The 25,879-nt window shown below is 63.5% G+C and carries 21 protein-coding genes and 3 tRNA genes; 11 read left to right on the top strand and 13 right to left on the bottom strand.

Translation table 11 applies throughout. From position 1 onward, the window contains the following. Window positions 1–148: 148 nt before the first annotated feature. From QD280_RS14425 to QD280_RS14415, 3 genes are all read left to right on the top strand, one after another. The gene (locus QD280_RS14425; RefSeq protein ID WP_153636577.1) at window positions 149–1,459 is read left to right on the top strand and encodes a short-chain fatty acid transporter; all 1,311 of its coding nucleotides are present in this window, start codon (window positions 149–151) and stop codon (window positions 1,457–1,459) included. Window positions 1,460–1,731: 272 nt separating this feature from the next. Further along, entirely contained in the window at window positions 1,732–2,256 is a 525-nt protein-coding gene (locus QD280_RS14420) for an acyl-CoA thioesterase (RefSeq protein ID WP_043332919.1), read from the top strand. Window positions 2,257–2,370: 114 nt separating this feature from the next. Next, window positions 2,371–3,702, top strand: coding sequence for a methylated-DNA--[protein]-cysteine S-methyltransferase (locus QD280_RS14415; RefSeq protein WP_279839801.1), 1,332 nt, complete (start codon window positions 2,371–2,373; stop codon window positions 3,700–3,702). 13 nt (window positions 3,703–3,715) lie between these two features. Here QD280_RS14415 and QD280_RS14410 read toward each other — a convergent pair whose 3' ends face one another. Then, window positions 3,716–5,164, bottom strand: coding sequence for a PLP-dependent aminotransferase family protein (locus tag QD280_RS14410; RefSeq protein WP_279839800.1), 1,449 nt, complete (start codon window positions 5,162–5,164; stop codon window positions 3,716–3,718). A 157-nt stretch (window positions 5,165–5,321) separates the two neighbouring features. Here QD280_RS14410 and QD280_RS14405 point away from each other — a divergent pair, with 157 nt between their 5' ends. The 6 genes from QD280_RS14405 to QD280_RS14380 all read left to right on the top strand — a co-directional run bounded on the left by QD280_RS14405 (window position 5,322) and on the right by QD280_RS14380 (window position 9,411). Then, window positions 5,322–5,924, top strand: coding sequence for a LysE family translocator (locus QD280_RS14405; RefSeq protein WP_279839799.1), 603 nt, complete (start codon window positions 5,322–5,324; stop codon window positions 5,922–5,924). 132 nt (window positions 5,925–6,056) lie between these two features. Further along, window positions 6,057–6,662, top strand: coding sequence for a glutathione S-transferase family protein (locus tag QD280_RS14400; RefSeq protein ID WP_043332924.1), 606 nt, complete (start codon window positions 6,057–6,059; stop codon window positions 6,660–6,662). A 44-nt stretch (window positions 6,663–6,706) separates the two neighbouring features. Then, complete coding sequence (locus QD280_RS14395) at window positions 6,707–7,150, top strand: GNAT family N-acetyltransferase (protein WP_107335943.1); 444 nt, start codon at window positions 6,707–6,709, stop codon at window positions 7,148–7,150. Window positions 7,151–7,256: 106 nt separating this feature from the next. Next, on the top strand, window positions 7,257–7,661 hold the full coding sequence (locus QD280_RS14390; RefSeq protein ID WP_043332928.1) for a DoxX family protein: 405 nt from the start codon (window positions 7,257–7,259) through the stop codon (window positions 7,659–7,661). Beyond that, window positions 7,661–8,245, top strand: coding sequence for a DNA-3-methyladenine glycosylase I (locus QD280_RS14385; RefSeq protein ID WP_279839798.1), 585 nt, complete (start codon window positions 7,661–7,663; stop codon window positions 8,243–8,245). Before QD280_RS14390 ends, QD280_RS14385 begins: the two co-directional genes overlap by 1 nt. A gap of 50 nt (window positions 8,246–8,295) precedes the next feature. Continuing rightward, window positions 8,296–9,411: a metal-dependent hydrolase gene (locus tag QD280_RS14380; RefSeq protein ID WP_279839796.1), complete on the top strand. Its 1,116-nt coding sequence runs from the start codon at window positions 8,296–8,298 to the stop codon at window positions 9,409–9,411. 85 nt (window positions 9,412–9,496) lie between these two features. Here QD280_RS14380 and QD280_RS14375 read toward each other — a convergent pair whose 3' ends face one another. The 3 genes from QD280_RS14375 to QD280_RS14365 all read right to left on the bottom strand — a co-directional run bounded on the left by QD280_RS14375 (window position 9,497) and on the right by QD280_RS14365 (window position 13,194). Further along, window positions 9,497–10,816, bottom strand: a complete 1,320-nt coding sequence (locus tag QD280_RS14375) for a sodium ion-translocating decarboxylase subunit beta (RefSeq protein ID WP_192839147.1) — start codon at window positions 10,814–10,816, stop codon at window positions 9,497–9,499. Window positions 10,817–10,886: 70 nt separating this feature from the next. After that, window positions 10,887–12,722 (bottom strand): sodium-extruding oxaloacetate decarboxylase subunit alpha, encoded by a 1,836-nt coding sequence (gene oadA / locus QD280_RS14370; RefSeq protein WP_279839794.1) that lies wholly within the window; start codon window positions 12,720–12,722, stop codon window positions 10,887–10,889. A 205-nt stretch (window positions 12,723–12,927) separates the two neighbouring features. After that, on the bottom strand, window positions 12,928–13,194 hold the full coding sequence (locus tag QD280_RS14365) for an OadG family protein (protein ID WP_279839792.1): 267 nt from the start codon (window positions 13,192–13,194) through the stop codon (window positions 12,928–12,930). 256 nt (window positions 13,195–13,450) lie between these two features. On the opposite strand from QD280_RS14365, the gene QD280_RS14360 reads away from it, so the two are divergent. Next, window positions 13,451–14,509: a tRNA-dihydrouridine synthase family protein gene (locus QD280_RS14360; protein ID WP_279834665.1), complete on the top strand. Its 1,059-nt coding sequence runs from the start codon at window positions 13,451–13,453 to the stop codon at window positions 14,507–14,509. A 357-nt stretch (window positions 14,510–14,866) separates the two neighbouring features. Here the strand turns inward: QD280_RS14360 and QD280_RS14355 are convergent. The 9 genes from QD280_RS14355 to QD280_RS14315 all read right to left on the bottom strand — a co-directional run bounded on the left by QD280_RS14355 (window position 14,867) and on the right by QD280_RS14315 (window position 23,036). After that, window positions 14,867–14,943 (bottom strand) — tRNA-Arg (locus tag QD280_RS14355). A 96-nt stretch (window positions 14,944–15,039) separates the two neighbouring features. Continuing rightward, window positions 15,040–15,116: transfer RNA gene (locus QD280_RS14350), tRNA-Arg, on the bottom strand. Window positions 15,117–15,138: 22 nt separating this feature from the next. Then, window positions 15,139–15,231: transfer RNA gene (locus tag QD280_RS14345), tRNA-Ser, on the bottom strand. A gap of 463 nt (window positions 15,232–15,694) precedes the next feature. Beyond that, complete coding sequence (gene csrA / locus QD280_RS14340; RefSeq protein WP_043332937.1) at window positions 15,695–15,886, bottom strand: carbon storage regulator CsrA; 192 nt, start codon at window positions 15,884–15,886, stop codon at window positions 15,695–15,697. A 358-nt stretch (window positions 15,887–16,244) separates the two neighbouring features. Continuing rightward, a complete protein-coding gene (locus QD280_RS14335; RefSeq protein ID WP_043332939.1) occupies window positions 16,245–17,492 on the bottom strand; it encodes an aspartate kinase in 1,248 nt (415 codons plus the stop codon). Window positions 17,493–17,601: 109 nt separating this feature from the next. Continuing rightward, window positions 17,602–20,205, bottom strand: coding sequence for an alanine--tRNA ligase (alaS, locus tag QD280_RS14330; RefSeq protein WP_279839790.1), 2,604 nt, complete (start codon window positions 20,203–20,205; stop codon window positions 17,602–17,604). A 242-nt stretch (window positions 20,206–20,447) separates the two neighbouring features. Further along, the gene (locus QD280_RS14325) at window positions 20,448–21,032 is read right to left on the bottom strand and encodes a regulatory protein RecX (protein ID WP_153636995.1); all 585 of its coding nucleotides are present in this window, start codon (window positions 21,030–21,032) and stop codon (window positions 20,448–20,450) included. Between the two features lie 232 nt (window positions 21,033–21,264). Beyond that, a complete protein-coding gene (recA, locus tag QD280_RS14320) occupies window positions 21,265–22,332 on the bottom strand; it encodes a recombinase RecA (protein ID WP_192839149.1) in 1,068 nt (355 codons plus the stop codon). Window positions 22,333–22,547: 215 nt separating this feature from the next. Continuing rightward, the gene (locus QD280_RS14315) at window positions 22,548–23,036 is read right to left on the bottom strand and encodes a CinA family protein (protein ID WP_279839818.1); all 489 of its coding nucleotides are present in this window, start codon (window positions 23,034–23,036) and stop codon (window positions 22,548–22,550) included. A gap of 214 nt (window positions 23,037–23,250) precedes the next feature. Here QD280_RS14315 and mutS point away from each other — a divergent pair, with 214 nt between their 5' ends. Next, entirely contained in the window at window positions 23,251–25,830 is a 2,580-nt protein-coding gene (mutS, locus tag QD280_RS14310) for a DNA mismatch repair protein MutS (protein WP_279839787.1), read from the top strand. Window positions 25,831–25,879 lie beyond the last annotated feature (49 nt).

Here is a 25,879-nt window from a genome sequence, read left to right as displayed (position 1 = left end):
CCAGCAGGTTGATGCAGCGCTGAAAGGCTTGCCGCTGGCATTGGCGTGCCACTCGACCATCGCGCGATATTCCCCTGATAGCGAATAGACTAATGTGAGCGTGCCAACCCGTTTCCCATACTGATAAAAAGCCAACAGGGACTCTCACATGCTGCAATCGCTATCACGGCCAGCCGTCAAGCTGGTTGAGCGCTATCTGCCTGACCCCTATATCTTCGTCTTGTTGCTGACCGTCGTTGCAGCGGCAGCCGCCATGCTCATCGAACAGCGCTCCCCCACCGAGGTGATGCGCTATTGGGGCGATGGCTTCTGGAATCTGCTGACCTTCTCGATGCAGATGCTGCTGGTGTTGATCTCGGGCTTCATGCTCGCCAACACCCCGCCGGTGAAGAAAGGCCTGGCCAGCATCGCCTCGCTGGCCAGAACGCCCGGCAGCGCCATCATGCTGGTCACCTTCGTGTCGCTGATCGCCAGCTGGATCAACTGGGGCTTCGGGCTGGTCATCGGGGCACTGTTCGCCAAGCAGCTGGCCAAGATGATCAAGGTCGATTACCGCCTGCTGATCGCCAGTGCCTACTCCGGTTTCGTGATCTGGCATGCGGGCATCTCGGGCTCGATTCCGCTGACCATCGCCACCGCAGGCCACTTCACCGAGGACAGCATCGGCATCGTGCCCACCTCGGACACCATCTTCGCCTTCTTCAATATCGCCATCGTCGCGGCGCTCTTGATCATCATGCCGCTGGTCAATCGCGCCATGATGCCCTTCGAGAAGGAAAGCGTGTACGTGGACCCAGCCCTGCTCGAGGAGAAGCACACCGAGATCAGCGACCAGCCTCGTCCCGCCGAGCGTCTCGAGAACTCGCCGATTCTCGCCTGGGTCGTCGGGCTATTCGGCCTCGCCTGGCTGGTGGATCACTTCGTGATTCGTGGCGGCGGACTGAACCTGAACGTGATCAACTTCAGCTTCCTGTTCCTGGCCATCGTGCTGCATGGCACGCCGCGCAAGCTGCTGGACAGTCTGAATGAAGCCATCAAGGGTGGCGCAGGCATCGTCATCCAGTTCCCCTTCTACGCCGGCATCATGGCGATCATGGTGCAGTCGGGACTGGCCGCCACGCTGTCCGAAGGCTTCGTGTCGATTGCCACCGCCGACAGCCTGCCGTTCTGGTCCTTCATCAGTGCCGGTATCGTCAATCTGTTCGTGCCCTCCGGTGGCGGTCAGTGGGCCGTGCAGGCACCGGTCATGATTCCCGCCGCGCAGGCATTGGGTGCCGACCTGTCACGCGTCGCCATGGCCGTCGCCTGGGGCGATGCCTGGACCAACATGCTGCAGCCCTTCTGGGCATTGCCGGTGCTTGCCATCGCCGGCCTCAAGGCCAAGGACATCATGGGCTTCTGCCTGGTGCAGCTGCTGGTGACCGGCATCATCATCTCGCTGGGTCTGACGCTGCTTTGACACCCACCTGACGGCGGCGTCAGCTAGCCCTTTCAGCCTGCCATTCAGATAGCCTGCCTGATAACCCCGCAAGCTCCTTGCCCCCACAGGCGACTGTGGGGGCAAGGTCGTTTATAGATAGCTGATATGCCGCTCACGGGGTGCCAAGACGTCACGAATCCCGCAGACTAGCCATTATCCCTCTCTGCGCGGCATGCCAGAGCCATTGCTTCACCTGAGAGCCCCTGACAGCTCCCACTCACCTGACAGGCCCGTGCCTGAAGGACGCCCCAATGAGCGAGAACCAGCCAGAACAGACCGCCCTCAACGAAGCTCTGCCCGGCCAGCATCAGTTGATCATGACCGAGCTGATGACCCCCGACATGGCCAACTTCAGTGGCAAGGTGCACGGTGGCGCCATCCTCAAGAAGCTGGATGAAGTCGCCTACGCCTGTGCCAGTCGCTACAGCGGCAGCTACGTCGTCACCCTCTCGGTCGACCAGGTGCGCTTCAAGCAGCCGATCCACGTCGGCGAGCTGGTGACCTTCCTGGCCTCGGTCAATCACGTCGGCCGCTCCTCGATGGAGATCGGTATCAAGGTGGTCGCCGAATCCATCCAGGGACGCCTGATTCGCCATACCAACAGCTGCTATCTGACCATGGTCGCGGTCGATTCCAACGGCCAGCCGGTGCCGGTGCCGCCACTCAACCTGGAAACCCAGGAACAGAAGCTGCGCTTCCACAAGGCCGCCATCCGCAAGAAGCTGCGCAAGCAGGCCGAAGAAGAAGAGAAGCGCCAGGAATCCATCGAGTTCTGAGCGAACCCCGGCAAATGCTGCGAGCGCAATCCTGACAGTCAGCACAAGATACGGAGTGCACAGCCCCGAGCGGATGGCGATACTGATCGTGAACCTTGCACAGCGAGATTAACGATGACATCAGTGTCCGGCGAAAAGACAGCGGCAGGCATGACGGCACCACCTGCCGCTGGCGACGCTCAAGGGTGCGATGAGGCCATCTGGCAGCGTCTGCTGGCGCGCCAGCCGATCGCCTGGGAGACGCTGCGCTACGGCGTGATCACCACTGGCATCTTCTGTCGCATCGGCTGCCCATCCCCGGCGCCACGCCGCGACAACCTGCGCCTGTTTGCCGATTGTCACGCGGCGCGAGCCGCAGGCATGCGCGCCTGTCGGCGCTGTCATCCTGAGCAGTCCGACAAGCCTGATCGCTCTCAGGCCGACAAGCAGACTCGCCATCCCGTCAGGGCCACGTCTGGAGCACCGACGATGCCGGAATCGAACGCTTCACATTCATGCGCCTCCACTGCCGCCCGCTCGACACCTGCGAATGCTGACTCAACCCCCGCCTCGCCCTGGCCGCTGACGGTATGTCGGCAGCTGGAGCAGGCCGTCGCCGCAGGCGAGCCCTCCCCGACACTCGCAAGCCTGGCGGCGGAGCACGGGATAAGCGCCTCTCATCTTCAGCGCCGCTTCACGGCACTGCTGGGCCTGTCACCTTCCGAGTACTCGGCGGGTCTGCGTCAGATGCAGTTCCATGCGCTGCTGGAGGAAGGCCATGGCGTGACCGAGGCGATCATCGCCGCCGGCTATCGTTCCAGCAGTCGCGCCTATGCGCGCAGGGACGGCATCACGCCCAGCGCCCGCCGCTCCGGCGGCCAGGGAGAAGACCTGCTGGCACTACATTGGCCGTGCCGCTTCGGGATACCGGAGCAGTCCTGCTGGCTGAGCGCAGGACTCAGCGCGCGTGGCGTGGTCGTCATTCAGCTCAGCGACAGTCGTGAGGCGGGCCAGCAGGCACTGGAAGCACGCCTGCCCAGGGCCAACTGGCAGCAGATGGAGACAGTGACAGACGAGCAGGACGGCAACACTCACGCGGCCAGTCGCCTGCTGCATACCTCACTGGGGGCACGGTTGCTAGCCCTGTGTGAGCAACCGGAGACCAGTCATGCGCTGCTGCTCGAGCTACCGCTGGATGTGCGTGGCACTGCCTTTCAATTGAGCGTCTGGCAGCAGCTCAACGCCACCGTGAGTGGCGATACCCTGACCTACCGCCAGCTGGCCGAGGTGCTCGAGCGGCCGACCGCCAGCCGCGCCGTCGCCAATGCCTGTGGTGCCAATCCGCTGGCTCTGCTGACACCTTGTCATCGTGTGGTACGCGGCGATGGCGGGCTCGGCGGCTATCGCTGGGGCGTGCCGCTCAAGCAGGCCAGATTGGCGCAGGAATCCGGCACCCGCCGGGAGTGACCGCGGCGAAGCGCTAGAGTGTCATGGGGCGCAGCGCAGGCGGCGCCTGCAGCTGCTCGCGCACGATTTCCAGCGCGTGGGTCAGCGCCTCACGGCTCTCGGCGGCGCTCAGGCACAGCCGGATGGCCTGCGGTGGCGGCTCATTGCCGACACAGAAGGGCTCGGCGCTGGTGACGTGCACCCCCCGCTCGGCCAATGACGCGACCATCGCCTGACTGCGCTGCCCTTCGGGCAACTCGAGCCACAGATCGAACGAGGACGGCCGCGCCGCCGGCGACCACTCCGCCAGCAGCGTGCGGGCCAGTCGCTGGCGCGCGCGCATCTCCTCCATCTGCCACGCCACCAGCTGTGTCGCGTTGCCGCTGGTCAGCCAGGCGCAAACCGTCTCCATCAACAGCGGCGCCACCATCCAGCTGTGGCTGCGCAGCACTGCGCCGATGCGGGTCAGTACCTCCACCGGCGCCCGCAATACGCCCAGGCGCAGGCCGCCAGCCAGCAACTTGGAGGTGCTGAAGACATACAGGGTGCGCTCCGGCGCCATCTGATAGAGCCGCGTACCGCACTCCTCGTCGGGCAGATATTGCACCCCATCTTCCAGAATCCAGAAGTCATGCTGGCGCGCGAGGGCGACCAGTGCCTCGCGCCGTGCATGAGACAACTGTGCCGCGCCCGGATTGTTCTGCTCGGCCATCACATAGACCATTCTGGGTGCCTGCTGACGACACAGCCGCGCCAGCGCCTCGACATCCATGCCGTCCTTGCCCAGCGGCACCCGCAACAGCTTGAGGCCACGTTCGGCGCTGGCGACGATCAAGCCGGGATAGGTCAGTGCGCCGGTAACCACGGCATCCCCGGGTGCCAGCAGTGCCGACAACGCCAGAGTGATGCCATTCTGGCCGCCCTGGGTCAGCATCAGCTCCTCGGGGTCGACCGGCATGCCGAGCTCGCCCATCCAGCTCGCCAGCAACTGCCGGTGGCTGCCGTCGCCGAATTCATTCTGATACTCGACACTGCGCAGCAAGGCCTCGGGTGACTGGCTGATCGCGGCCAGCGCTGCCGCCATTCCCTGCTGCCGCGCGGGGTGAGGCGGTGGCAGGCTCATGGTGAGATCGATCACGCCGGATGCCGGCAGCGCGCCCTCCTGTTCTGGCGCCAATCCATAGACCTTGCTGGCACGCAGGGCATGCCCGAAGCTGCTGAAGGACCCATGCGCGCTTCGGGTGGCGCCATTGATGTAGGTGCCGCTCCCGACACGCGCCGACACCAGGCCACTCCGCTCAGCCTCGGCGTAGCCTCGTGTCACCGTGCCGATGGTCACCCCCAGCGCATCCGCCAGCCGCCGTTGAGGCGGCAGTCGCTCGCCTTCCTTGAGTTGGCCCGCGGCGATATCGAGGCGGATGGCCTCCGCCAGCGCACGGTAACGCGGCATGGCGGGATCCAGGGTCGGAATCCACATTGTCATGGTGACAAAAAACCTGTTGACGGTAATTGTCATCAGATTATGCTCAAAACATGCCGCCAACAAGCCACAAAACACAGGAATGTGCCGGCATCCGCAAATTGAACCCATACAGTCAGACACGCCACCTCGACAACGCCCACCACGCTGAAGGACACCCATGGAATCCCTCGCCTTTCTGGCCCCCGCCACGCTTTTCATGCTGTCGATGACCCTGACACCCGGCCCCAACAACGTGATGTTGACGGCCTCGGGGGCCAACTATGGTTACTGGCGCACCCTACCGCATATCTTCGGCATCCTGATCGGCTGCCTGGTGCTGTTCATCGCCATCGCGCTGGGGCTGGGGCTGGTCTTCGAGCGTTATCCCATCGTGCAGACGCTGCTGAAGGTGCTGGGCAGTGCCTACCTGCTCTACCTGGCCTGGAAGATCGCCACCGCCCCGCCCCCTGACTTCGCCAGCCAGCAGGATGCGCGTCCGATGACCTTCCTCGCGGCGTGCCTGTTCCAGTTCGCCAACCCCAAGGCCTGGGTGATGGGCATGGCGCTGATGGCAAGCTTTCTGCCCGAGGAAGGCCCGGCACTGCTCAACGCCGTATTGCTGGCAGGCTTCGCGGAACTGGTCGCGCTGCCGTGCATCTCGCTGTGGGCGGGCTTCGGAACCGCCATCGGGCGCCTGTTGAATACCGAGCGCGCCTGGAAGATCTTCAACCGCATGATGGGCGTACTGACCGCTTCCTGCGTGGTGATGATCCTCGGCTGACCTCAGCCTGCGTCTGGAGTACGCGGATGACACCGGAGCGTCGAACACTGTTCGAATAATCACTGTTCATGCAGACGAGGTTGGTTAGACTGTCGAGACGCCAATTCCACGCTCGCACAGGACGCTCCCTGCATGCTGACACTCTACGGTGATCGCCGCTCCGGCAACTGCTACAAGGTCGAGCTGCTGCTGCACCTGCTCGAACGCCATCATCACTACATCGAGGTCGATATTCTGGCCGGCGACACCCGCACGCCGGAATTCCTGACCCGCAATGTCAATGGCAAGATTCCGCTGCTGGAGCTGCATCGCGGCGAGACACTGTCAGAGTCGAACGCCATCCTGAATTACCTCGCCGATGGCAGTGACTATCTGCCGAGTGACCCCTTCCTGCGCGCCAAGGTGCTGCAGTGGCAGTTCTTCGAGCAGTACAGCCATGAGCCGTACATCGCCACCGCCCGCTTCATCAATCGCTACCTCGGCCTCCCCGACGAGCGCCGCGCCGAGTACGCCGCCAAGCAGGATGGCGGCAAGCGCGCCCTGCGCGTGATGGAGCACCATCTCGCCGAGCATGACTGGCTGGTCGGGGACCGATTCACGATTGCCGACATTTCCCTTTATGCTTATACGCATGTTGCCGATGAAGGCGGCTTCGCGCTGGATGACTATCCCGCCATTCAGGCGTGGCTGGCACGCGTCGCGGCGCAGCCGGGGCATTTCGATATCCCGCGGGACTGATAGGATATGGCATCCCCGACGACCGCCGTTTGCCAGGACACACGATGCCAACCTTGACCTATCGTCCGATGACACCGGAAGACCACCCTGCCTTCATCGCCATGATGGAGGCGACTCCCGGCGTGGTCATCCGCGATGCTGACCGCCATGCCCCTGTCGCCCGCTATCTGGCGCGCAATCCCGGCATGAGCCATTTGGCCTTTCTCGATGAGCGCCTGGTCGGCTGCGCCATGGCGGGCCATGACGGCAAGCGCGGCTATCTTCAGCATGTGATGACGGCGCCGGACATGCGTGGCCAGGGCATCGCCAGCACGCTGGTCGACCGCTGTCTGGCAGCCTTGGCCAGCGAAGGCATCGACAAGGTGCATCTGGATACCCTGCACGACAACCATGACGCTCATCGCTTCTGGGAGCGTCTTGGCTGGTCCAACCGCAATGCCGAGATCGTGCGCTTCTCGCGCATTCTGGTGGACAACCCCAACGCCTGAGACAGCCGCCTTCTATTCGGACGACCGCTAAGCAAGCCCGACGACCGCCAAGCAAGCCCGACGACGACTGAGCAAGCCCGACGACCGCTGAGCAAGGAGCTCTACCGTGCAATTTCTCGAAAATGACGACCTCGGCAAGCTGATACTGCGCCTGATGCTGGGCCTGCTATTGCTGTTTCATGGCCTCTCGAAATTGCTCGGTGATGGCGGCACGCTGAGCTGGATCGCCGGCGAGCTCGAGAATCTGGGCATCCCGGGCGTGGTGGCCTATGGCGTCTACATTGGCGAGATCATCGCGCCCATCATGCTGGTGCTCGGCGTGCACTCGCGCATCGCCGGTCTGATCGTGGTCGCCAACATGCTGTTCGCCTTTGCCGTGGCGCACATGGGCCAGCTGTTGAGCCTGTCGCCCTCCGGCGGCTGGGCGCTGGAGCTGCAAGGCTTCTTCCTCGCCAGCGCCCTGGCCATCGTCTTTCTCGGCAGCGGCCGCTTCGCGGTACAGGAGGACTGATGGCCGACGTCGTCACCGCCAGCACCTATTGCGAGAATGCTCCCCAGCACCCGATTCATGGCCCTTATCATGACCATGAATACGGCTTTCCGGTCAGCGATGACCGGGTGCTGTTCGAACGCTTCGTGCTTGAGATCAATCAGGCCGGCCTCTCCTGGCTGACGGTACTCAAGAAGCGCGCGGCCTTCCGCGAGGCCTTCGAGGAATACGATATCGCGCGCATCGCCGCCTACGGGGACGAGGATCGCGCGCGCCTGCTCAGCAATGCCGGCATCATTCGCAACCGGCTCAAGATCAATGCCGTGATCCACAACGCAGGCGTGGTGATGCAGCTCAAGGATTCCCACGGCAGCTTCAGTGCCTGGCTGGATGCCCACCATCCACAACCGCTGTCAGCCTGGATCAAGCTGTTCAAGAAGGCCTTCCGCTTCACCGGCCCCGAGATCGTCAACGAGCTGCTGATGAGCTGCGGCTATCTGCCCGGCTGTCATCGTGATGATTGTCCGGTGCAGGCACGCGTGCTGGATGCCGGCCCGCGTTGGGCCGAGCCGGGCGCCCTGGCGGCGATCCGCGCAGATGACTGACGCCTGCTCCCACGCCTCCCGCTCTTTACTCCCTCACAGGTAGCCCACACATGGACTCCCTCACCCAGATCTGCCTCGGGGCCGTCGTTGGCGGCGCCGTCATGGCGCCGGCCATTCGCCGCCTGCCCAGCCCGAAACGCGGCGCGGCCATCCGCTATGCACTGCTCGGCGGTGCGGCACTCGGCACCCTGCCCGACCTCGACGTGATGATCGACTACGGCGACGCGGTCGCCAATTACACCCATCACCGCGGCTTCAGCCATTCCCTGCCGATGCTGGCGCTTTTGGGCATCGTGCTCGGCTGGCTTCTGGCGCGCCTGCCACGTCTGGCGAGTCTCGGCCGTGGTCGGCTGATCGCCTACTGCGTGCTGTGCCTGGTCACCCACCCGCTGCTGGACAGCTTCACCACCTATGGCACCCAGCTGCTGTGGCCGTGGCCCAGCCGTCCCATCAGTCTGGCCAGCGTCTTCATCATCGACCCGCTCTACACCCTGCCGCTGCTGATCACCGGCCTGTGGGTAGCGATTCGTGGTCGCGCCGGGCGCCTTCTGACCGCGGGTCTCATGCTCTCGAGCCTCTATCTGGGCTGGGGGCTGGCCGCCAAGAGCTGGGTCGAACATCGCGTGGCGCCGCTGCTGGCCAGCCAGGGCTTCGCCGACGCCCCGCGTATGGTGCAGCCGACTCCCTTCAACAGCCTGCTGTGGCGTGTCAGCGCAACCACGCCGCAGGCGGATCACGAGTGGATGGTCAGCGTGTTCGACTCCGATGCGCAGCTGGCGTCTCTCGCACGCCGTGATTTTCCGCGCCATCCGACGCTGGATGCCGAGGTCGCGAAGCTGGAGGACGGCCAGCGTCTGCGCTGGTTCGCGGCGCCCTATCTGCGCGCGAGCCGCGAGCAGACCCCAGAGGGTGAGACGCTGCTGGCAGTGACCGATACACGCCTGGGCTCACCCGGCTATCACCCCTTCCGCTTTGCCCTCGCACGCCAGAACGCCGCGGGGGAATGGCAAGGGCTCGAGGACAGCCAGCGCCTGCCCAGCCGGCCTGTCGATCGCGCCGCCCTGCTAAGCCTCTGGCAGGCCGTCCACGACCCGCAGACGCGCATGCAGCCGAATCAGCGCACCGTCTCTGCCACGCCCTCAAATCCCTCGGCCGAGACAAGATAAAGCGCCGCTGATGAAGGCCCGAGATACGACAACGCCCGCCATGGTAGCCATGGCGGGCGTTGTCGTATCAGTGCTGTGGTGACGATCAGCCGAGGTACTTGATCATCACCCCCGCAGCAACCGCCGAGCCGATCACGCCGGCCACGTTCGGCCCCATGGCATGCATCAACAGGAAGTTGTGCGGGTTGTACTCGAGCCCGACCTTGTTGGAGACACGTGCCGCCATCGGCACCGCCGAGACACCGGCCGACCCGATCAGCGGATTGATCGGTGTCTTGGAGACCTTGTTCATCAGCTTGGCCATCAGTACCCCGCAGGCCGTGCCGATACCGAAGGCGACCACGCCGAGGGCCAGAATACCCAGCGTCTCCACCGCCAGGAACTTGTCGGCCTGCAGCTTGGAGCCCACCGACAGTCCCAGGAAGATGGTGGTGATGTTGATCAGTGCGTTCTGCGCGGTATCCGACAGACGCTCCACCACACCACACTCGCGCATCAGGTTACCGAAGCAGAACATGCCCAGCAGCGGTGCGGCGTCCGGCAGCAGCATCGCCACCATGATCAGCAGCACCAGCGGGAACAGGATCTTCTCGGTCTTGGACACCGGGCGCAGCTGGGTCATGACCAGGCTGCGTTCCTTGGCGGTGGTCAGCGCGCGCATGATCGGCGGCTGGATCATCGGCACCAGTGCCATGTAGGAGTAGGACGCCACGGCGATCGCGCCCAGCAGCTCCGGCGCCAGCAGACTGGCGACATAGATGGAGGTCGGGCCGTCCGCACCGCCGATGATGCCGATGGCCGCCGACTGCTGCAGGCTGAAGTCCATCAGGCCCATCGAGGTCAACGCCACCGCGCCCAGCAGGGTCGCGAAGATGCCGAACTGCGCCGCCGCACCGAGGAACAGGGTCTTGGGATTGGCCAGCAGCGGGCCGAAGTCCGTCATCGCGCCCACGCCCATGAAGATCACCAGCGGCGCGATGCCGGAGGCGATCGCCACGCTGTAGAAGCTGTAGAGCATGCCGTTGGAGAAGCCGCCATCCAGCGCCATGTTGCTGGCCTGCTGCTTGAGCGCGGCGGGAATCTCGCCATGCAGCGCCTGCTCCACCGCGTGACGTGCCTCATCCAGCGGCAGGCTGGCGATGTTGACGTTGAGCAGATTGGCCATCGAAGCCAGAAGCTCCGGCTTGCCGAGATGGGCCGCCTGCTCGGCGGCAGACAGCGCCAGCCCGGCTTCCGGGATGTTGGCCAGAATGCCGCCGAAGCCGATCGGCACCAGCAGCAGGGGTTCGAAGTTCTTGCGGATCGCCAGATAAAGCAGGCCAAGGCCGATGACGATCATCGCCAGCTGGCCGAAGCTCATGTTGTAGAGCCCCGAGCCGTGCCAGAGGTTGAGTATCTTGTCCATGTCGTGTCGCCTTGCAGAGGAGCATCACCGACCGGCCCGCCGCGCATGACGACGGGCCGGACACACCGGCTCAGAGGGTGATCAGAACGTCGCCGACACTGACACTGTCGCCTTCCTTGACCTTCACCGCGGAGACGGTACCGGCCTGGTGGGCACGGATCTCGGTCTCCATCTTCATCGCCTCGAGGATGATGACCACATCCCCTTCGGCCACGCTGTCACCGACACTGACATTGACCTTGAAGATGTTGCCCGCCAGCGGCGCACTCACCGGCTCACCGGAGGCGGCCTGTGCGGCAGGTGCCGCCGCTACGGCTGCCGGAGCAGGCGCCGCTGGCGCGCTGGCCTGCACCTGGGTGATGTCTCCACCCTCGGCGATCTCGACCACATACTGCTTGCCGTTGACGTTCAGGGTGTAGGTCTGCGGACCGCTCGACGCGGCTTGAGTACTGACGGCTGGAGCACTGGAGACCGGCGCACTTGCAGCCTTGGACGCCTTGTCATCGACAGCCTGCGGGGCGGGCTCGAAGGCATCCGGGTTGCCACGGTTGCGCAGGAACTTGAGGCCGATCTGCGGGAACAGCGCGTAGGTCAGCACATCATCGGTCTCGCGCTCGCCGCCTTCCAGCGTGATGCCCTCTTCACTGGCCTTGCCCTTGAGCTCCTCACGCAGACGCTCCATCTCCGGCGTCAGGTTGTCGGCCGGGCGGCAGGTGATCGGCTCGCCGCCTTCCAGCACGCGGGACTGAAGCTCGCTGTCGAAGGGCGCCGGTGCCGCGCCATATTCGCCCTTGAGCAGCGCCTGCACTTCCTTGGAGATCGACTTGTAGCGCTCACCCATCATCACGTTCATCACCGACTGGGTGCCGACGATCTGTGAGGTCGGGGTCACCAGCGGGATATAGCCCAGGTCCTTGCGTACACGCGGAATCTCGGCGAGCACGTCATCCAGCTTGTCACCGGCGCCCTGCTCCTTGAGCTGGCTTTCCATGTTGGTGAGCATGCCACCCGGCACCTGCGCGACCAAGATGCGCGAGTCGATACCGCGCAGACTGCCCTCGAAGGCCGCGTATTTCTTGCGCACTTCGCGGAAATAGCCGGCGATATCCTCGAGTTTCTCGAGATCGAGCCCGGTATCGCGCTCGGTTCCCGCCAGCATCGCGACCACGGATTCCGTCGGGCTATGGCCGTAGGTCATCGACATGGAAGAGATGGAGGTGTCGACGTTGTCGATGCCCGCCTCGATAGCCTTGAGGGCCGTGGCGGTGGAAAGCCCGGTGGTGGCGTGGCACTGCATGTGGATCGGGATCGACAGGCTCGCCTTGAGGCGCGAGACCAGTTCAAAGGCGGTGTACGGCGTCAGCAGGCCTGCCATGTCCTTGATCGCCAGTGACTGGGCACCCATGGACTCGATCTTCTGTGCCAGCTCGACCCACATCTCCAGGGTGTGCACGGGGCTCACGGTGTAGGAGATGGTGCCCTGGGCATGCTTGCCCTGATCCAGTACCGCCTTGAGCGGACGCTCGAGGTTGCGCGGGTCATTCATGGCATCGAAGACACGGAAGACATCGACACCGCTGGTCGCGGCACGCTTGACGAAGGTATCCACCACATCATCGGCGTAATGACGATAGCCGAGCAGGTTCTGGGCGCGCAGCAGCATCTGCTGCTGGGTCTTGGGCATCGCTTCCTTCAGAGCACGAATGCGCGCCCAGGGATCTTCGCCCAGGTAGCGAATGCAGGCGTCGAAGGTCGCGCCGCCCCAGCTCTCCAGCGACCAGAAGCCGATGTCGTCCAGCTTGGCGGCGATCGGCAGCATGTCATCGAGGCGCATGCGCGTGGCCAGCAATGACTGATGCGCGTCGCGCAGTACCACATCCGTGATGCCCAGCGGTTGCTTGTCCATGAGTGATCCCTTGTTCTTTATATTGTGGATATCGAGTTCTGCGCGCGCTGCAGGCAGCCTGTTGCGTCAGCCTGCAACACAGAATATTGCACTCGGGGGGAGGTCTACCCACCGTACTGCTCGTGATAGAATCGCCGCCTGCTACTCTTGGCAGTGGTCGGACGCTCGGCAGAGCCCAGACGCTATCGGCGAAGCCGCGCAAGCGTCAGTGCTTGTGCTGGTCCTGCCGGAAGCGGTGAATCGCCGCGGCCATGACGGCCGTCAGTTCGCTATCGTCCCCTGCCGCAGGGGCCGGGGCAGCCGGCGCCCGCGCAGCACCTGGCGCAGCGGGCACTGGTGCAGGCGCGAAGCGATCCACCAGCCTGGCCATCGCCATCATGGCGACCACCAGCAGACTTAGAAACACGAACACGAACCCCATCCCGAACACCATCAGGTTCAAGCCTTCACCGAGCAGATCATTCTCTTGCATGCCAGTGTCCTCGAGTCTTTCTCGTTATCGAGCCGCACTACGGCGCAGCGCCTGCGCTGAACGCCAATGTCTTCGGTCACGCCGGACACGGCACGACGGATAGGCTCCGCCGCCGATAGCCTCTGTCGGTATGCCCATGCAGCTGCATTCAATGCTTGTTGGTCGCTCTAAAGTGCCTGATTCCACGGCAATTGCAATGACACCATCGTTGACCCCACAGGCCCTCGCGCGGGCCGGCCGCATCGGCATCGCGCCGATGGAAGGCGTGATAGATGACATCACGCGCGAATGTCTCACCGGCCTTGGCGGCTACGACTGGTGCGTGACGGAATTCGTGCGCGTGACCCACGTCAAGTTACCGCCGCGCGTCTTCAAGCGCATCTGTCCGGAGCTGCTCGACGCCTCCCCGACACAGACGGCCCGTACACGACACGAGACCCCGGTCGCCCTGCAGCTGCTGGGAGCCGACCCCGAGGCACTGGGCATCAATGCCCGCGTCGCCGCGCGTCTGGGTGCGCCAAGCGTCGATATCAATTTCGGCTGCCCGGCCAAGACCGTCAACCGGCATGATGGTGGCGCGGCGCTGCTGCGCTCGCCGGAACGCGTCTTCCGCGCGGTGGAAGGCGTGCGCAAGGCACTCGAGGGGACGGGCGTGCCGGTCACCGCCAAGATTCGTCTCGGCTTCAATGATCGGCGCCTGGCGCTGGCCTGCGCTCAGGCGGCCGAGGCAGGCGGTGCGACCCAGCTGGTGGTGCATGGGCGCACCAAACAGGAAGGCTATCGCCCACCGGCGCATTGGGAATGGATCGGCAAGATCACCTCCGAGCTTTCCATTCCGGTGGTCGCCAATGGCGATATCTGGGATATGCACTGCTACTGGCGGGCGCGCTCCCTGTCCGGCTGTCGCGATGTCATGCTGGGGCGGGCCGCCCTGGCCGACCCCTTCCTGGCGGCGCGCATCAAGCATTGGCAAGCGACCGGCGAGCTGCTGCCCGAGACGGACTGGACACAGCGTGCGCAGGTGCTGCTCTCCCATGCTGAGCGCTGCGCCCACCTCCCCGACAAGGTGATGGTGCCGCTGCTCAAGCAGTGGATGAACATGATGCGCCAGAGCGGCAACGCGGAAGCCGAAAGCCGTTTCCAGGCCATCAAGCGCCACAAGGGGCGCGCCGAGTTCTTCACCGGCCTGGTGGCCGGCACTGCGCTGGAGCTGGCGCCGAGCCTTCTGACGTCGGTGACTCGCATGCCGGAGCCGGCTCAAACACCAGAATCGCCTCAGACATCGGAAACGGAAGCAGCGACCACCCCGGCCTGAGCCTGCACTTGAACCGGAGCCGGAACCGAAACCGGAACATCAGCACCGGCCAACACCCGATCCGGTCGCTGCCCCGATCAGTGAACCAAAAAAAGGGCGCCCCTCGCGAAAAGGGCGCCCTGGCGATCGTCCGCCCGAAGGCGTGACATCACAGTCAAGGAAAGCGGTAGAACACTCAGATCGTCAGCAATGCGGGGATCGGGGCCGTGCAGGCGGCGATCACTCGGCGCTGACCTTGCCTCAGAGCCTTGCCTCATAGCCTGGCTCAATAGCCTGGCTCAATAGCCTGGCTTCTTTCATTGCCTGACTTTTCTTCAGACGAAGAAAAACCCGCTTCAGTGAAGCGGGTTTTTCAATTGGCGCGCCCTGGAGGATTCGAACCTCCGACCGCCTGATTCGTAGTCAGGTACTCTATCCAGCTGAGCTAAGGGCGCATAAACCTTGAAATCTGTGGCCTGAGCATTTCAAATGACTTCAGGACTTTATCGTGCGAGTACTGCGTCTTTCCAACTTCATGTCTTGCGTTGCAGTGGCGCGCCCTGGAGGATTCGAACCTCCGACCGCCTGATTCGTAGTCAGGTACTCTATCCAGCTGAGCTAAGGGCGCATCTTACTGCATTTGTACCTAATGGCGGAGAGAGAGGGATTCGAACCCTCGATAGGGCTATAAACCCTATACTCCCTTAGCAGGGGAGCGCCTTCAGCCACTCGGCCACCTCTCCTCATCAGGTACGGCGCATATCTTACTCATTTGATTGGGCTTTGTCCAGCCCCTGTGTCGATTTTTTGGCTTCGATGCTGAACATCTCATCACCACTCGACAACAGGCTCGAGGCTGCGCGCCCCCAAGCAATCTCCCCGCATGAACCAGAACATGACGATGGCTAGCCTGTCGTCGCGTCTAGTTCGAGGGAGCGGGCATATTACCGAACCAGAATCGGCTTGTCTCCCCCTTTTTGAGAAAAAAGCCAAATTTTTCCCTTACGGAACACAGACTTGAACAAGCCACCCTCTCCTCACCCCGCATGAGCCGCTGCTCATGGAGGTACGTACGCCGTTGTTCATGAGCTAGGCGGGCCGCCCTCGCCTGCACCAGGCCCACACACGCGAACGCCAGCCATGGGGACAATGGCTGGCGTTCATCGGGTCGTGCAGGATCGTGCGACGTGCAGGCGCAGCATGCCGTCAGGCGATGGCATCGCCATTGTCTTCTTTCTCACGCTGGATGCGCTGATAGATCTCTTCTCGATGGACGGCAACGTCCTTGGGCGCGTTCACACCGATACGCACCTGATTACCTTTCACTCCGAGAACGGTGACAGTGATGTCGTCTCCGATCATCAGAGTTTCACCCACTCTACGGGTCAGGATGAGCATGACTGATCTCCTTGTCAGAAATTCAAAACAGCTGGGACTTCAACGGGATGTGGAGGCGGCGATCGACCGGGACAAGTCGACCACCCTGATGCATGAAGCTCGAATTATGCGCTATGCATGCTCCGACGGCCAATGCCATACCTTCATCACACCCGATAGACACGTTGAATGAAAGCGCCCGATGCACAGACTGACATTCAGAAGAATGACAGAAAATGCATCGGGCGCTATCGACTTCACGTGCCGCACGTCTGCCAGACCAATATCCCCGGCCTGGGCACCGACGCTTTACGACTTGGGCAAGTCATTGATTGTCGGTGTCTTTACGACTTCCTTGCTGCACGCTCCGTGGTGAGACTCAGGCAGTCTCGTCGCTGATCGCTTCTGCATCCAGCCCGAAAGCGGTGTGCAGGGAGCGAACCGCCAGCTCCATGAATTTCTCGTCGATCAGGACGGAAATCTTGATCTCTGAAGTGGAGACCATGCGGATATTGATGCCTTCTTCCGCCAGCACGCGGAACATCTTGGAGGCGACACCGGCGTGAGAACGCATGCCGACACCGACCAGCGAGACCTTGGCGATGTTGTCATCACCGCGCATCTCACCACCACCGACGGACGGAATCACCGTCTCGGTCAGGATGCGCTGGGTCGCCTTGAAGTCGGTCTTGGCGACGGTGAAGGAGAAGTCAGTGGTATTGCCGTCCGGAGAGACGTTCTGGACGATCATGTCGATTTCGATGTTGGAATCGGCGATCGGGCCCAGAATCTTGGAAGCGACACCCGGGATATCCGGCGTGTTGAGCAGAGTCAGCTTGGCTTCGTTGACATTGAAGGCGATGCCGGAGATCAGCGGTTCTTCCATGTTGTCTTCTTCCTCAGCGACGATCAGGGTACCCGGGCCATCCTCGAAGGAAGACAGCACACGCAGGGGAACATTGTACTTGCCGGCGAATTCCACCGAGCGGATCTGCAGGATCTTGGAGCCCAGGCTCGCCATTTCCAGCATTTCCTCGACGGTCACCGTTTCCAGACGACGTGCCTTGGAGCACACGCGCGGGTCAGTGGTATAGACACCATCGACATCGGTGTAGATCTGGCACTCATCCGCCTTCAGTGCGGCAGCCAGGGCGACACCGGTGGTGTCAGAGCCACCACGACCGAGCGTCGTGATGTTGCCCTCTTCATCGACACCCTGGAAGCCTGCCACCACGACCACCTTGCCATCGTCGAGGTCTTCACGCAGGTCATCGGTATCGATGTGCTGGATACGCGCCTTGGTGTGCGCGCTATCGGTGCGGATTCCCACCTGCGCCCCTGTGTAGGAGGTCGCATCGACGCCGATCTTCTGCAGCGCCATGGCCAGCAGGGAAATGGTGACCTGCTCGCCAGTGGAGACCAGCATGTCCATCTCGCGCGGTGTCGGGTCATCATTGATCTCGCTGGCGAGACCGATCAGTCGGTTGGTCTCGCCACTCATGGCAGAGACGACCACGACAATCTGATGGCCTTCATCGCGGAATCGCTTGACCTTCTCGGCGACGGCCTTGATCCGCTCCACCGAGCCGACCGAAGTGCCTCCGAACTTCTGAACGTATAGCGCCATGTGCGTTTCCGTTATCCGTGTCCGTTTGCGTTGTCCCCACATGAAGCTCATGTGAGCCCAAAAAGAGGCCGGGTCTCCTCAAGAGGAGCCCGGCCTTCATCTTGTACTGTCAGCCCAGCTGGGCGTCTACCCATGATGGCACACCGGCCAGTGCGCCCGGAAGCGAGGCGGCGTCACTGCCACCGGCCTGGGCCATGTCAGCACGACCGCCACCCTTGCCGCCGACCTGCTCGGCCACGTGACGCACCAGGTCACCCGCCTTGACGCGTGAGGTCAGGTCATCGGTGACACCGGCAATCAGGCTGACCTTGTCACCGTCCGCGACGCCGAGCACCAGAATGCCGGAGCCGAGCTTGGACTTGAGGTCATCCATCAGGCCACGCAGCTCCTTGCCGGAGACGCCTTCGACCTGCTTGGCCAGCACCTTGATGCCTTGGACATTCGCGATGTCGCTGAGCATGTCGCTGGCCGAAGCGGACGCCAGCTTGGCCTTGAGGCGTTCAAGCTCCTTCTCGAGGCCGCGGTTGCGCTCCAGCAGGCTGCCGACGCGCTCCTCGACCTGCTCCGGCTTGGCCTTGAGACGCTCACCGAGGCGAGCCAGAGTCGCTTCCTGCGCGAGCAGGAAGTCACGCGCGGCGCGACCGGTGATGGCCTCGATACGACGCACGCCGGACGCGATGCCGGTCTCGGCGAGAATGTGCATCTGGCCGATGTCGCCGCTGCGCTTGACGTGAGTCCCACCGCACAGCTCGATGGAGAAGGCATCCTGACCGATGGTCAGCACGCGGACTTCCTCACCATACTTGGCATCGAAGAGAGCCGCTGCGCCGCGCGCCTTGGCCTCATCGAGGCTCATGAACTCGATGGTGGTCTCGGCGTTGGCCAGGATCTGCGCGTTGACGATGCGCTCGACCTCGGACAGCTGCTCGGCCGTCATCGCCTCAAAGTGGCTGAAGTCGAAGCGCAGACGCTCGGCCGTGACCAGCGAGCCCTTCTGCTGAACGTGCTCGCCCAGCACCAGACGCAGCGCTTCGTGCAGCAGGTGCGTGGCGGAGTGGTTGCGCACGGAAGCCGCGCGCAGCTCGGCATCGACCTGCGGACGCACCTTGTCACCGACCTTGAGAGCGCCTTCGATCAGCACACCGTGATGCAGGTGATGGCCAGTCTGCTTCTGGGTATCGCTGACCTGGAAGCGGCCGCCATCCAGATGCAGATAACCTGTGTCACCGGCCTGGCCACCTGACTCGCCGTAGAACGGGGTGGTATCGAGTACCACGATGCCCTTGGTGTCCACCTCGAGCTGCTCGACGGCATTGCCTTCGGCGTCGAACAGCGAGGTGACGGTGGCTTCCCCTTCCAGCTGGTCGTAACCGGTGAAGACGGTCTCGCCTTCCAGCACCAGGCTGGCGGAGTAGTCGCCGCCGAAGTTGCTGGCGGCACGGGCGCGATCACGCTGTGCTTCCAGGGCCGCCTGGAAACCTGCCTCATCGAGGATCAGCTCGCGCTCGCGGCAGATGTCGGCGGTCAGGTCATACGGGAAGCCGTAGGTGTCGTAGAGCTTGAAGATGGTCTCGCCGTCGAGGGTATTGCCCTCGAGGCCAGCGATGGCTTCTTCCAGAAGCTTCATGCCATGTTCCAGCGTACGCGCGAACTGCTCTTCTTCCTTGAGCAGCACACGTTCGATCTGCTCGCGAGCGGCGCGCAGTTCCGGATAGGCATCGCCCATCTCGCTGTCCAGAGCCGCGACCAGCTTGTAGAAGAAGCTGCCACGCGCCCCCAGCTTGTGACCGTGACGCACGGCGCGACGGATGATGCGACGCAGCACGTAGCCACGGCCTTCGTTGGACGGCAGAACGCCATCGGCGATCAGGAAGGCACACGAGCGGATGTGGTCAGCCACCACGCGCAGTGACGGCGTGGCGATGTTGTCGTGACCGATGATCTCGGCTGCTGCGGCCAGCAGATTCTGGAACAGGTCGATCTCGTAGTTGGAGTGCACGCCCTGCATCACGGCCGCGACACGCTCCAGGCCCATGCCGGTATCGATGGACGGCTTGGGCAGCGGGTGCAGCGTGCCCTCGGCGTCACGATCGAACTGCATGAAGACCAGGTTCCAGATCTCGATGTAGCGATCGCCGTCCTCGTCCGGGCTGCCCGGCGGGCCACCGGCGACGTCTTCGCCGTGGTCATAGAAGATCTCGGAGGACGGACCACACGGACCGGTGTCGCCCATCTGCCAGAAGTTGTCCTCGTCGAGACGCGAGAAGCGGTTCTGATCGATGCCGACCTCGTTGAACCAGATGTCACGGGCTTCGTCATCGCTGACGTGCACGGTGACCCACAGCTTCTCCTTCGGCAGGCCGAGTTCTTCGGTCAGAAACTTCCAGGCGAACTGGATGGCTTCGCGCTTGAAGTAGTCGCCGAAGCTGAAGTTGCCCAGCATCTCGAAGAAGGTGTGGTGACGGGCAGTATAGCCGACGTTGTCCAGGTCATTGTGCTTGCCACCGGCGCGCACGCAGCGCTGCGCGGAGGTTGCACGGCTGTAGCCACGCGGGTCACGGCCCAGGAAGACATCCTTGAAGGGCACCATGCCGGCGTTGGTGAACAGCAGGGTCGGGTCGTTGTTCGGCACCAGGGAGCTGGTGGGAACGATGGTATGGCCCTGCTTCTCGAAATAGGTCAGGAAGGCGTTTCTGATTTCTGCGCTTTTCATAGAGGTTCCGTAGCGATGTGCGTAAAGACGCTCCGGGGGTCTTCTGCATGACTTCCGCATGGTTTCTGCATATTCATCCATGTGGGTATGCATGGAGGTGCAATGAAAAGCATGAAAGAAGGCGCCTGCCCCGTGCCGTCGCAAGACGACCTAGTATAACGTCTGTTCGCGCAAGCTAAAGGGGGGGAAATGTCTTGAAGCGCCGGTTTGCGCGTCATGAGAGCCAAACAGTCGCCCGCCAGCTAGCCTTCTTCGCCCTCATCACTCCAGGCGGACTCCATGGCATAGCGCAGCTGCTCATAGTCGAAGCCGCGCTGGAGCAGAAAGCGTTCGCGCCGTGCGCGCTCCTTGTGCCCCTCGCCGGGGCCGGAGAAGCGCCTGGCCAGCGTCTCGCGCGCCAGTTCGAAGAAATCCACCGCCTCGACATGACCGAAGGCATCCGGCGTCGGGTCACTGGCGGCACGCATCACGGCATTGAGCGTCTCGCTATCGATACCACGCTGGCGCAGCTCCTGCTGGATACGCCTCGGCCCCTGCCCGCGCAGCACTCGCGTCCGCAGGAAGCTGGCGGCAAAGCGCTCATCGGATTGCAGGCCCTCCTCGGCCATGCGCTCCAGCACCTCCTCGATCAGCAGCTCGACCTCATCGCGACTCAAGGCCGCCTGTGCGCCCTCCTCGCCCGCGGCTTGCCGCTCTGCCAATTCGTCATCGCTGACCGCCCGCAGGTAGTCACGCTCCTTGAGATAGTCGTGCAGCTCGCGGCGGCTATGCTCGCGGCGCGCCAGGCGCGCGATGGCATCATTGCGCGCACGCCGTTGCGGCGTCATCGCGCCTGAGTCGAGCGGTTGATACTCAGGCCCACCCATTTCAGCGCTGTCATCGTGCATGGTCATGCTCCCCGGGGTTGAGCAGAAGGACATCGATGGACGTGAACGCAAGGCGCCCGCCTCCGAGTCATCGGGGCGGGCGCCTTGGGATCATCTCACCGGGTCGGAAACGACACGGTGCGATGACGCCAGCCTGGCGGCTGGCGCTCTAGCTCTTTCTTCTGGACGAACCTCAATCGAGATCGATATCCAGGTCGTCTTCACTCTCGGCGGCCGCGGTCTCTTTCGGCTCTTCCTTGGTTTCCGGTGCTGCCAGCAACTGTGCGCGGATCTGGGTTTCAATCTCCTCCATGATGGCGGGATTGTCTTCCAGGTACTGGGCGGAGTTGGCCTTGCCCTGACCGATCTTGCTGCCCTGATAGCTGTACCAGGCGCCTGACTTGCCGACCAGACCACACTGCACGCCCAGGTCGATCACCTCACCGGCGTGATAGATGCCCTTGCCGTAAAGAATCTGGAACTCGGCCTGACGGAACGGCGGCGCGACCTTGTTCTTGACGACCTTGACGCGGGTCTCGTTACCGGTGACTTCATCACCGGACTTCACGGAACCGGTACGACGGATATCCAGACGCACACTGGCGTAGAACTTCAGTGCGTTACCGCCCGTCGTGGTTTCGGGGCTGCCGAACATCACGCCGATCTTCATGCGGATCTGGTTGATGAACACCACCATGCAGTTGGCGTTCTTGATGTGACCCGTCACCTTGCGCAGCGCCTGGGACATCAGACGCGCCTGCAGGCCGACGTGGGAGTCGCCCATCTCGCCTTCGATCTCGGCACGCGGCGTCAGTGCCGCCACGGAGTCGACGATGATGACGTCAACGCCGCCGGAACGTACCAGCATGTCGACGATCTCGAGCGCCTGCTCACCGGTGTCCGGCTGGGAGACCAGCATCTCGTCCAGATTGACGCCCAGCTTCTCGGCGTAGGACGGATCCAGCGCGTGCTCGGCATCGATGAAGGCACAGACCTTGCCCTGCTTCTGCGCCTGGGCGATGACCGAGAGGGTCAGTGTCGTCTTGCCCGAGGATTCCGGGCCGTAGATCTCGACCACGCGCCCGAAGGGCAGGCCGCCGATGCCGAGTGCGATATCCAGCCCCAGAGAACCGGTGGAAACCGACGGGATGGCCACACGCGGGGCATCGCCCATGCGCATGACGGCGCCCTTGCCGAACTGGCGCTCGATCTGGGACAGCGCCGCGTTCAGCGCCTTGGTACGATTGTCGTCCTTTGCCATGTGGCCTCCTGTCGAACGGCGGAGCCACACGGGCTGCCACCTGGAATAGAGAATTCTGTCACTGAGAGCTGAGCAGACACCGTCAGACTAGCGGCTGAGGTGTCGTGGCAAAACCCTGTATACATGGACAGTATAATGCCGCAAGTTGCGTCACTCTGCCAGTCCGGTGATGCGCTTTTTCAGGCAGCACCCTCAACGCGGGGCTTGCATCGGGCTCACGCGTCTTCGGTGCCGATCTGCAAGGCCTCCACGCGCTCGATCAAGCCCTGCAACGCCTCCCGCACGGCGGCGTCGCGTACGGCCTGCCGGTCGCCGGGAAAGTGACAGCAGCGTGCCTGCTGGCGCGCCTCGCTCCCCCACGCCAGCCATACGGTGCCGACGGGCTTCTCGTCACTTCCCCCGCCGGGGCCGGCCACACCGCTGATCGCCACCCCCAGCTCAGCGCCGCTTTCGCGACAGGCGCCCCGCACCATCTCGCACACGACTGCCTCGGAGACGGCACCGAACTCTTCAAGCGATGCCTCACTGACCCCCAGCAGGCGCTGCTTGGTGGCATTGGAATAGGTCACGTAGCCCGCATCGAAATAGCTGGAGCTGCCGGCAATCGCCGTGATCGCCGCACTCACCCCGCCCCCGGTGCACGACTCTGCGGTGGTGACACGCACGCCGCGCGCGACTGCCAGCGCCTGCAGCTGCTCAGCCAGGGCATTCGCGCACGCAGCCTCGGGGGTCGTACCAGTCAATTGGCTCACGAACTTTCTCCTTGTGGAGGTCATCGGGTGAAAAGGGCAGCAAGCAGGAGACATCACAGGCATTGGAGCCGGCCGCGCCAGTCCGTAGAATATCGCGCATCCCGCATGCCGTGCTCTCGCATGTGTGCTTTTTCCCATTGCAGTGCAGTCAAGGAAGTCCATGGCCATGGCCAAGAACAGCGCGCCCCAGATGACGCCGATGATGACGCAGTACATGAAGATCAAACGCGAGCACCCCGGCGTGCTGCTGTTCTATCGCATGGGCGACTTCTATGAACTGTTTCATGAGGACGCCAAGCGCGCAGCACAACTGCTCGATATCACGTTGACGGCGCGCGGCAGCTCCGGTGGCTCACCGATTCCCATGGCAGGGGTGCCCTACCACAGCGCTGAAGGCTATCTGGCACGCCTGGTCAAGATGGGCGAATCAGTGGCCATCTGCGAGCAGATCGGTGACCCGGCGACCAGCAAGGGACCTGTCGAGCGCAAGGTCGTACGTATCGTCACGCCGGGGACGCTGCACGATGAGGCGCTGCTGGATGCCAGCCGTGACAACCTGCTGGTGGCGCTGCACCGTGATGGTGAGACCTGGGGCCTGGCCGCTCTCGAGCTCTCTTCCGGTCGCTTCAGCGTGCTCGAGGTCAATGGTGATGACGAGCTGCTGGCCGAGATCCAGCGCCTGTCGCCTGCCGAAGTCATGGTCGGCGAAAGCCGTACCCTCCCCGCCAGCCTGTCCTCGCGCCCGGGCCTGACCCGCCAGAGCGATTGGCACTTCGATCACGAGACTGCCTTGCGCCTGCTGTGCGATCAGTTCGGCGTCCAGGACCTCAATGGCTTCGGCTGCAGTCACCTGACGCGCGCCGTCACGGCAGCCGGCGCCCTGCTCGACTATGCTCGCGACACGCAGCGCACCGGCCTGCCCCACGTGACCGCGCTGGCCGTCGAGAGCCGCGATGACTCGGTGGTGATCGATGCCGCCAGCCGTCGCAACCTCGAGATCGATACCAACCTGGGCGGCACCAGCGACAACACGCTGGCCAGCGTGCTGGACGTCACCGCGACCGCGATGGGCTCACGCCTGCTCAAGCGCTGGCTCAACCGCCCGCTGCGCGATCAGCTCCAGATCGGCCAGCGTCAGGCGGCGGTGCAACGTCTGCTGGATGGCGACTACCCCTTCGAGCTGCAAGGTCTGCTCAAGCGCATCGGCGATGTGGAGCGTATCCTCGCCCGTGTCGCGCTACGCAGCGCGCGCCCCCGTGACATGGCACGCCTGCGCGATGGCCTCAATACCCTGCCCGAGCTGCGCGCCGTGCTCGCCAGCGTCGAGAAAGGCAGCGCCATCGATGACCTGCGCGATGCCATCCGCCTGTTCCCGGCACTTTCCGCGATGCTCAGCGAGGCGCTGGTCGAGAATCCGCCGGTGGTGCTGCGCGATGGTGGCGTGATCGCCGATGGCTACGACGATGAGCTGGACGAGTATCGCGGCCTGTCCGAGAACGCCGGCCAGTATCTGGTCGCACTCGAGACCCGCGAGCGCGAGCGCACCGGCCTGAGCAACCTCAAGGTCGGCTACAACCGCGTGCATGGCTACTTCATCGAGCTGCCGCGCTCGCAATCGGCCGAGGCCCCGCCGGAATACATCCGCCGCCAGACCCTCAAGAATGCCGAGCGCTTCATCATCCCCGAGCTCAAGGAGTTCGAGGACAAGGCACTGTCTGCCAAGTCCAAGTCACTGGCGCGCGAGAAGCTGCTGTATGAGCACCTGCTGGATGATTTGAATACCGAACTGGATGGCCTGCAGCAGACGGCCCGCGCGCTGGCGTCACTGGATGTACTGACCGCCTTCGCCGATCGCGCTGCCGCACTCGATTTCGTGCGCCCTGAACTCAGCGAGACCCCGGGCATCGATATCGAAGGCGGACGCCATCCGGTGGTCGAGCATGTCAGCGATCATCCCTTCGTTCCCAACGATGTGCGCTTCGATGATACGCGGCGCATGCTGGTGATCACCGGCCCCAACATGGGCGGTAAATCCACCTACATGCGCCAGACGGCACTGATCGCTCTGCTCGCGCATACCGGCAGCTTCGTGCCGGCGTCGCGCGCCTGCATCGGCCCGCTGGACCGTATCTTCACGCGCATCGGCTCCTCGGACGACCTGGCCGGCGGCCGCTCGACCTTCATGGTCGAGATGACCGAGACCGCCAGCATCCTGCACAACGCCACTGACGAGAGCTTGGTATTGATGGATGAAATCGGCCGTGGCACCTCGACCTTCGATGGCCTGTCACTGGCATGGGCCAGCGCCGAGCATCTGGCGCGCACGCGTGCCTTCACCCTGTTCGCGACCCATTACTTCGAGATGACGGCGCTGCCCGAGCATGCCGATGCCGTCGCCAACGTGCACCTGACGGCCGCTGAGCACGGCGATGGCATCGTCTTCATGCACCGCGTCGAGGAAGGCCCTGCCAGCCAGAGCTATGGCCTGCAGGTGGCCCAGCTGGCCGGGGTGCCGCAGAGCGTCATCCTGCGGGCACGCGAGAAGCTGACCAGCCTGGAGCAGCAGGAAGTCGATCGTCCGCAGGTGGCGCGCGAGGATGCGCTGGGCCAGCCGGTACCGCAGCAGAATGACCTGTTTGCGGCACCGCCGCATCCGGTCGTCGAGGCCCTCAATGGCCTGGACCCGGATGATCTTAGCCCCAAGCGAGCGCTGGAGCTGATCTACGAATGGCACCGTCAGCGCTGAGCGCCCTCGCACCGAGCCAGCGTTGGCGCGCCTGGCTCGAGAATGAGTG

Origin of the sequence: Cobetia sp. 1AS1, assembly GCF_029846435.1 — a bacterium.
In the GTDB taxonomy this organism is placed as follows: domain Bacteria; phylum Pseudomonadota; class Gammaproteobacteria; order Pseudomonadales; family Halomonadaceae; genus Cobetia; species Cobetia amphilecti.
This window is presented reverse-complemented; position numbering and strand designations above follow the sequence as displayed.

Bases quoted from the DNA above. Each gene is read 5' to 3' on its own strand.
- QD280_RS14380 (WP_279839796.1), top strand. From the start codon at position 8,296: ATGGACTCCCTCACCCAGATCTGCCTCGGGGCCGTCGTTGGCGGCGCC.
- QD280_RS14395 (WP_107335943.1), top strand. From the start codon at position 6,707: ATGCCAACCTTGACCTATCGTCCGATGACACCGGAAGACCACCCTGCC.
- QD280_RS14325 (WP_153636995.1), bottom strand. From the start codon at position 21,032: ATGACGCCGCAACGGCGTGCGCGCAATGATGCCATCGCGCGCCTGGCG.
- mutS (WP_279839787.1), top strand. From the start codon at position 23,251: ATGGCCAAGAACAGCGCGCCCCAGATGACGCCGATGATGACGCAGTAC.
- QD280_RS14375 (WP_192839147.1), bottom strand. From the start codon at position 10,816: ATGGACAAGATACTCAACCTCTGGCACGGCTCGGGGCTCTACAACATG.
- csrA (WP_043332937.1), bottom strand. From the start codon at position 15,886: ATGCTCATCCTGACCCGTAGAGTGGGTGAAACTCTGATGATCGGAGAC.
- QD280_RS14420 (WP_043332919.1), top strand. From the start codon at position 1,732: ATGAGCGAGAACCAGCCAGAACAGACCGCCCTCAACGAAGCTCTGCCC.
- QD280_RS14425 (WP_153636577.1), top strand. From the start codon at position 149: ATGCTGCAATCGCTATCACGGCCAGCCGTCAAGCTGGTTGAGCGCTAT.
- oadA (WP_279839794.1), bottom strand. From the start codon at position 12,722: ATGGACAAGCAACCGCTGGGCATCACGGATGTGGTACTGCGCGACGCG.
- alaS (WP_279839790.1), bottom strand. From the start codon at position 20,205: ATGAAAAGCGCAGAAATCAGAAACGCCTTCCTGACCTATTTCGAGAAG.
- QD280_RS14365 (WP_279839792.1), bottom strand. From the start codon at position 13,194: ATGCAAGAGAATGATCTGCTCGGTGAAGGCTTGAACCTGATGGTGTTC.
- QD280_RS14415 (WP_279839801.1), top strand. From the start codon at position 2,371: ATGACATCAGTGTCCGGCGAAAAGACAGCGGCAGGCATGACGGCACCA.
- recA (WP_192839149.1), bottom strand. From the start codon at position 22,332: ATGGCAAAGGACGACAATCGTACCAAGGCGCTGAACGCGGCGCTGTCC.
- QD280_RS14385 (WP_279839798.1), top strand. From the start codon at position 7,661: ATGGCCGACGTCGTCACCGCCAGCACCTATTGCGAGAATGCTCCCCAG.
- QD280_RS14360 (WP_279834665.1), top strand. From the start codon at position 13,451: ATGGAAGGCGTGATAGATGACATCACGCGCGAATGTCTCACCGGCCTT.
- QD280_RS14410 (WP_279839800.1), bottom strand. From the start codon at position 5,164: ATGACAATGTGGATTCCGACCCTGGATCCCGCCATGCCGCGTTACCGT.
- QD280_RS14405 (WP_279839799.1), top strand. From the start codon at position 5,322: ATGGAATCCCTCGCCTTTCTGGCCCCCGCCACGCTTTTCATGCTGTCG.
- QD280_RS14335 (WP_043332939.1), bottom strand. From the start codon at position 17,492: ATGGCGCTATACGTTCAGAAGTTCGGAGGCACTTCGGTCGGCTCGGTG.
- QD280_RS14400 (WP_043332924.1), top strand. From the start codon at position 6,057: ATGCTGACACTCTACGGTGATCGCCGCTCCGGCAACTGCTACAAGGTC.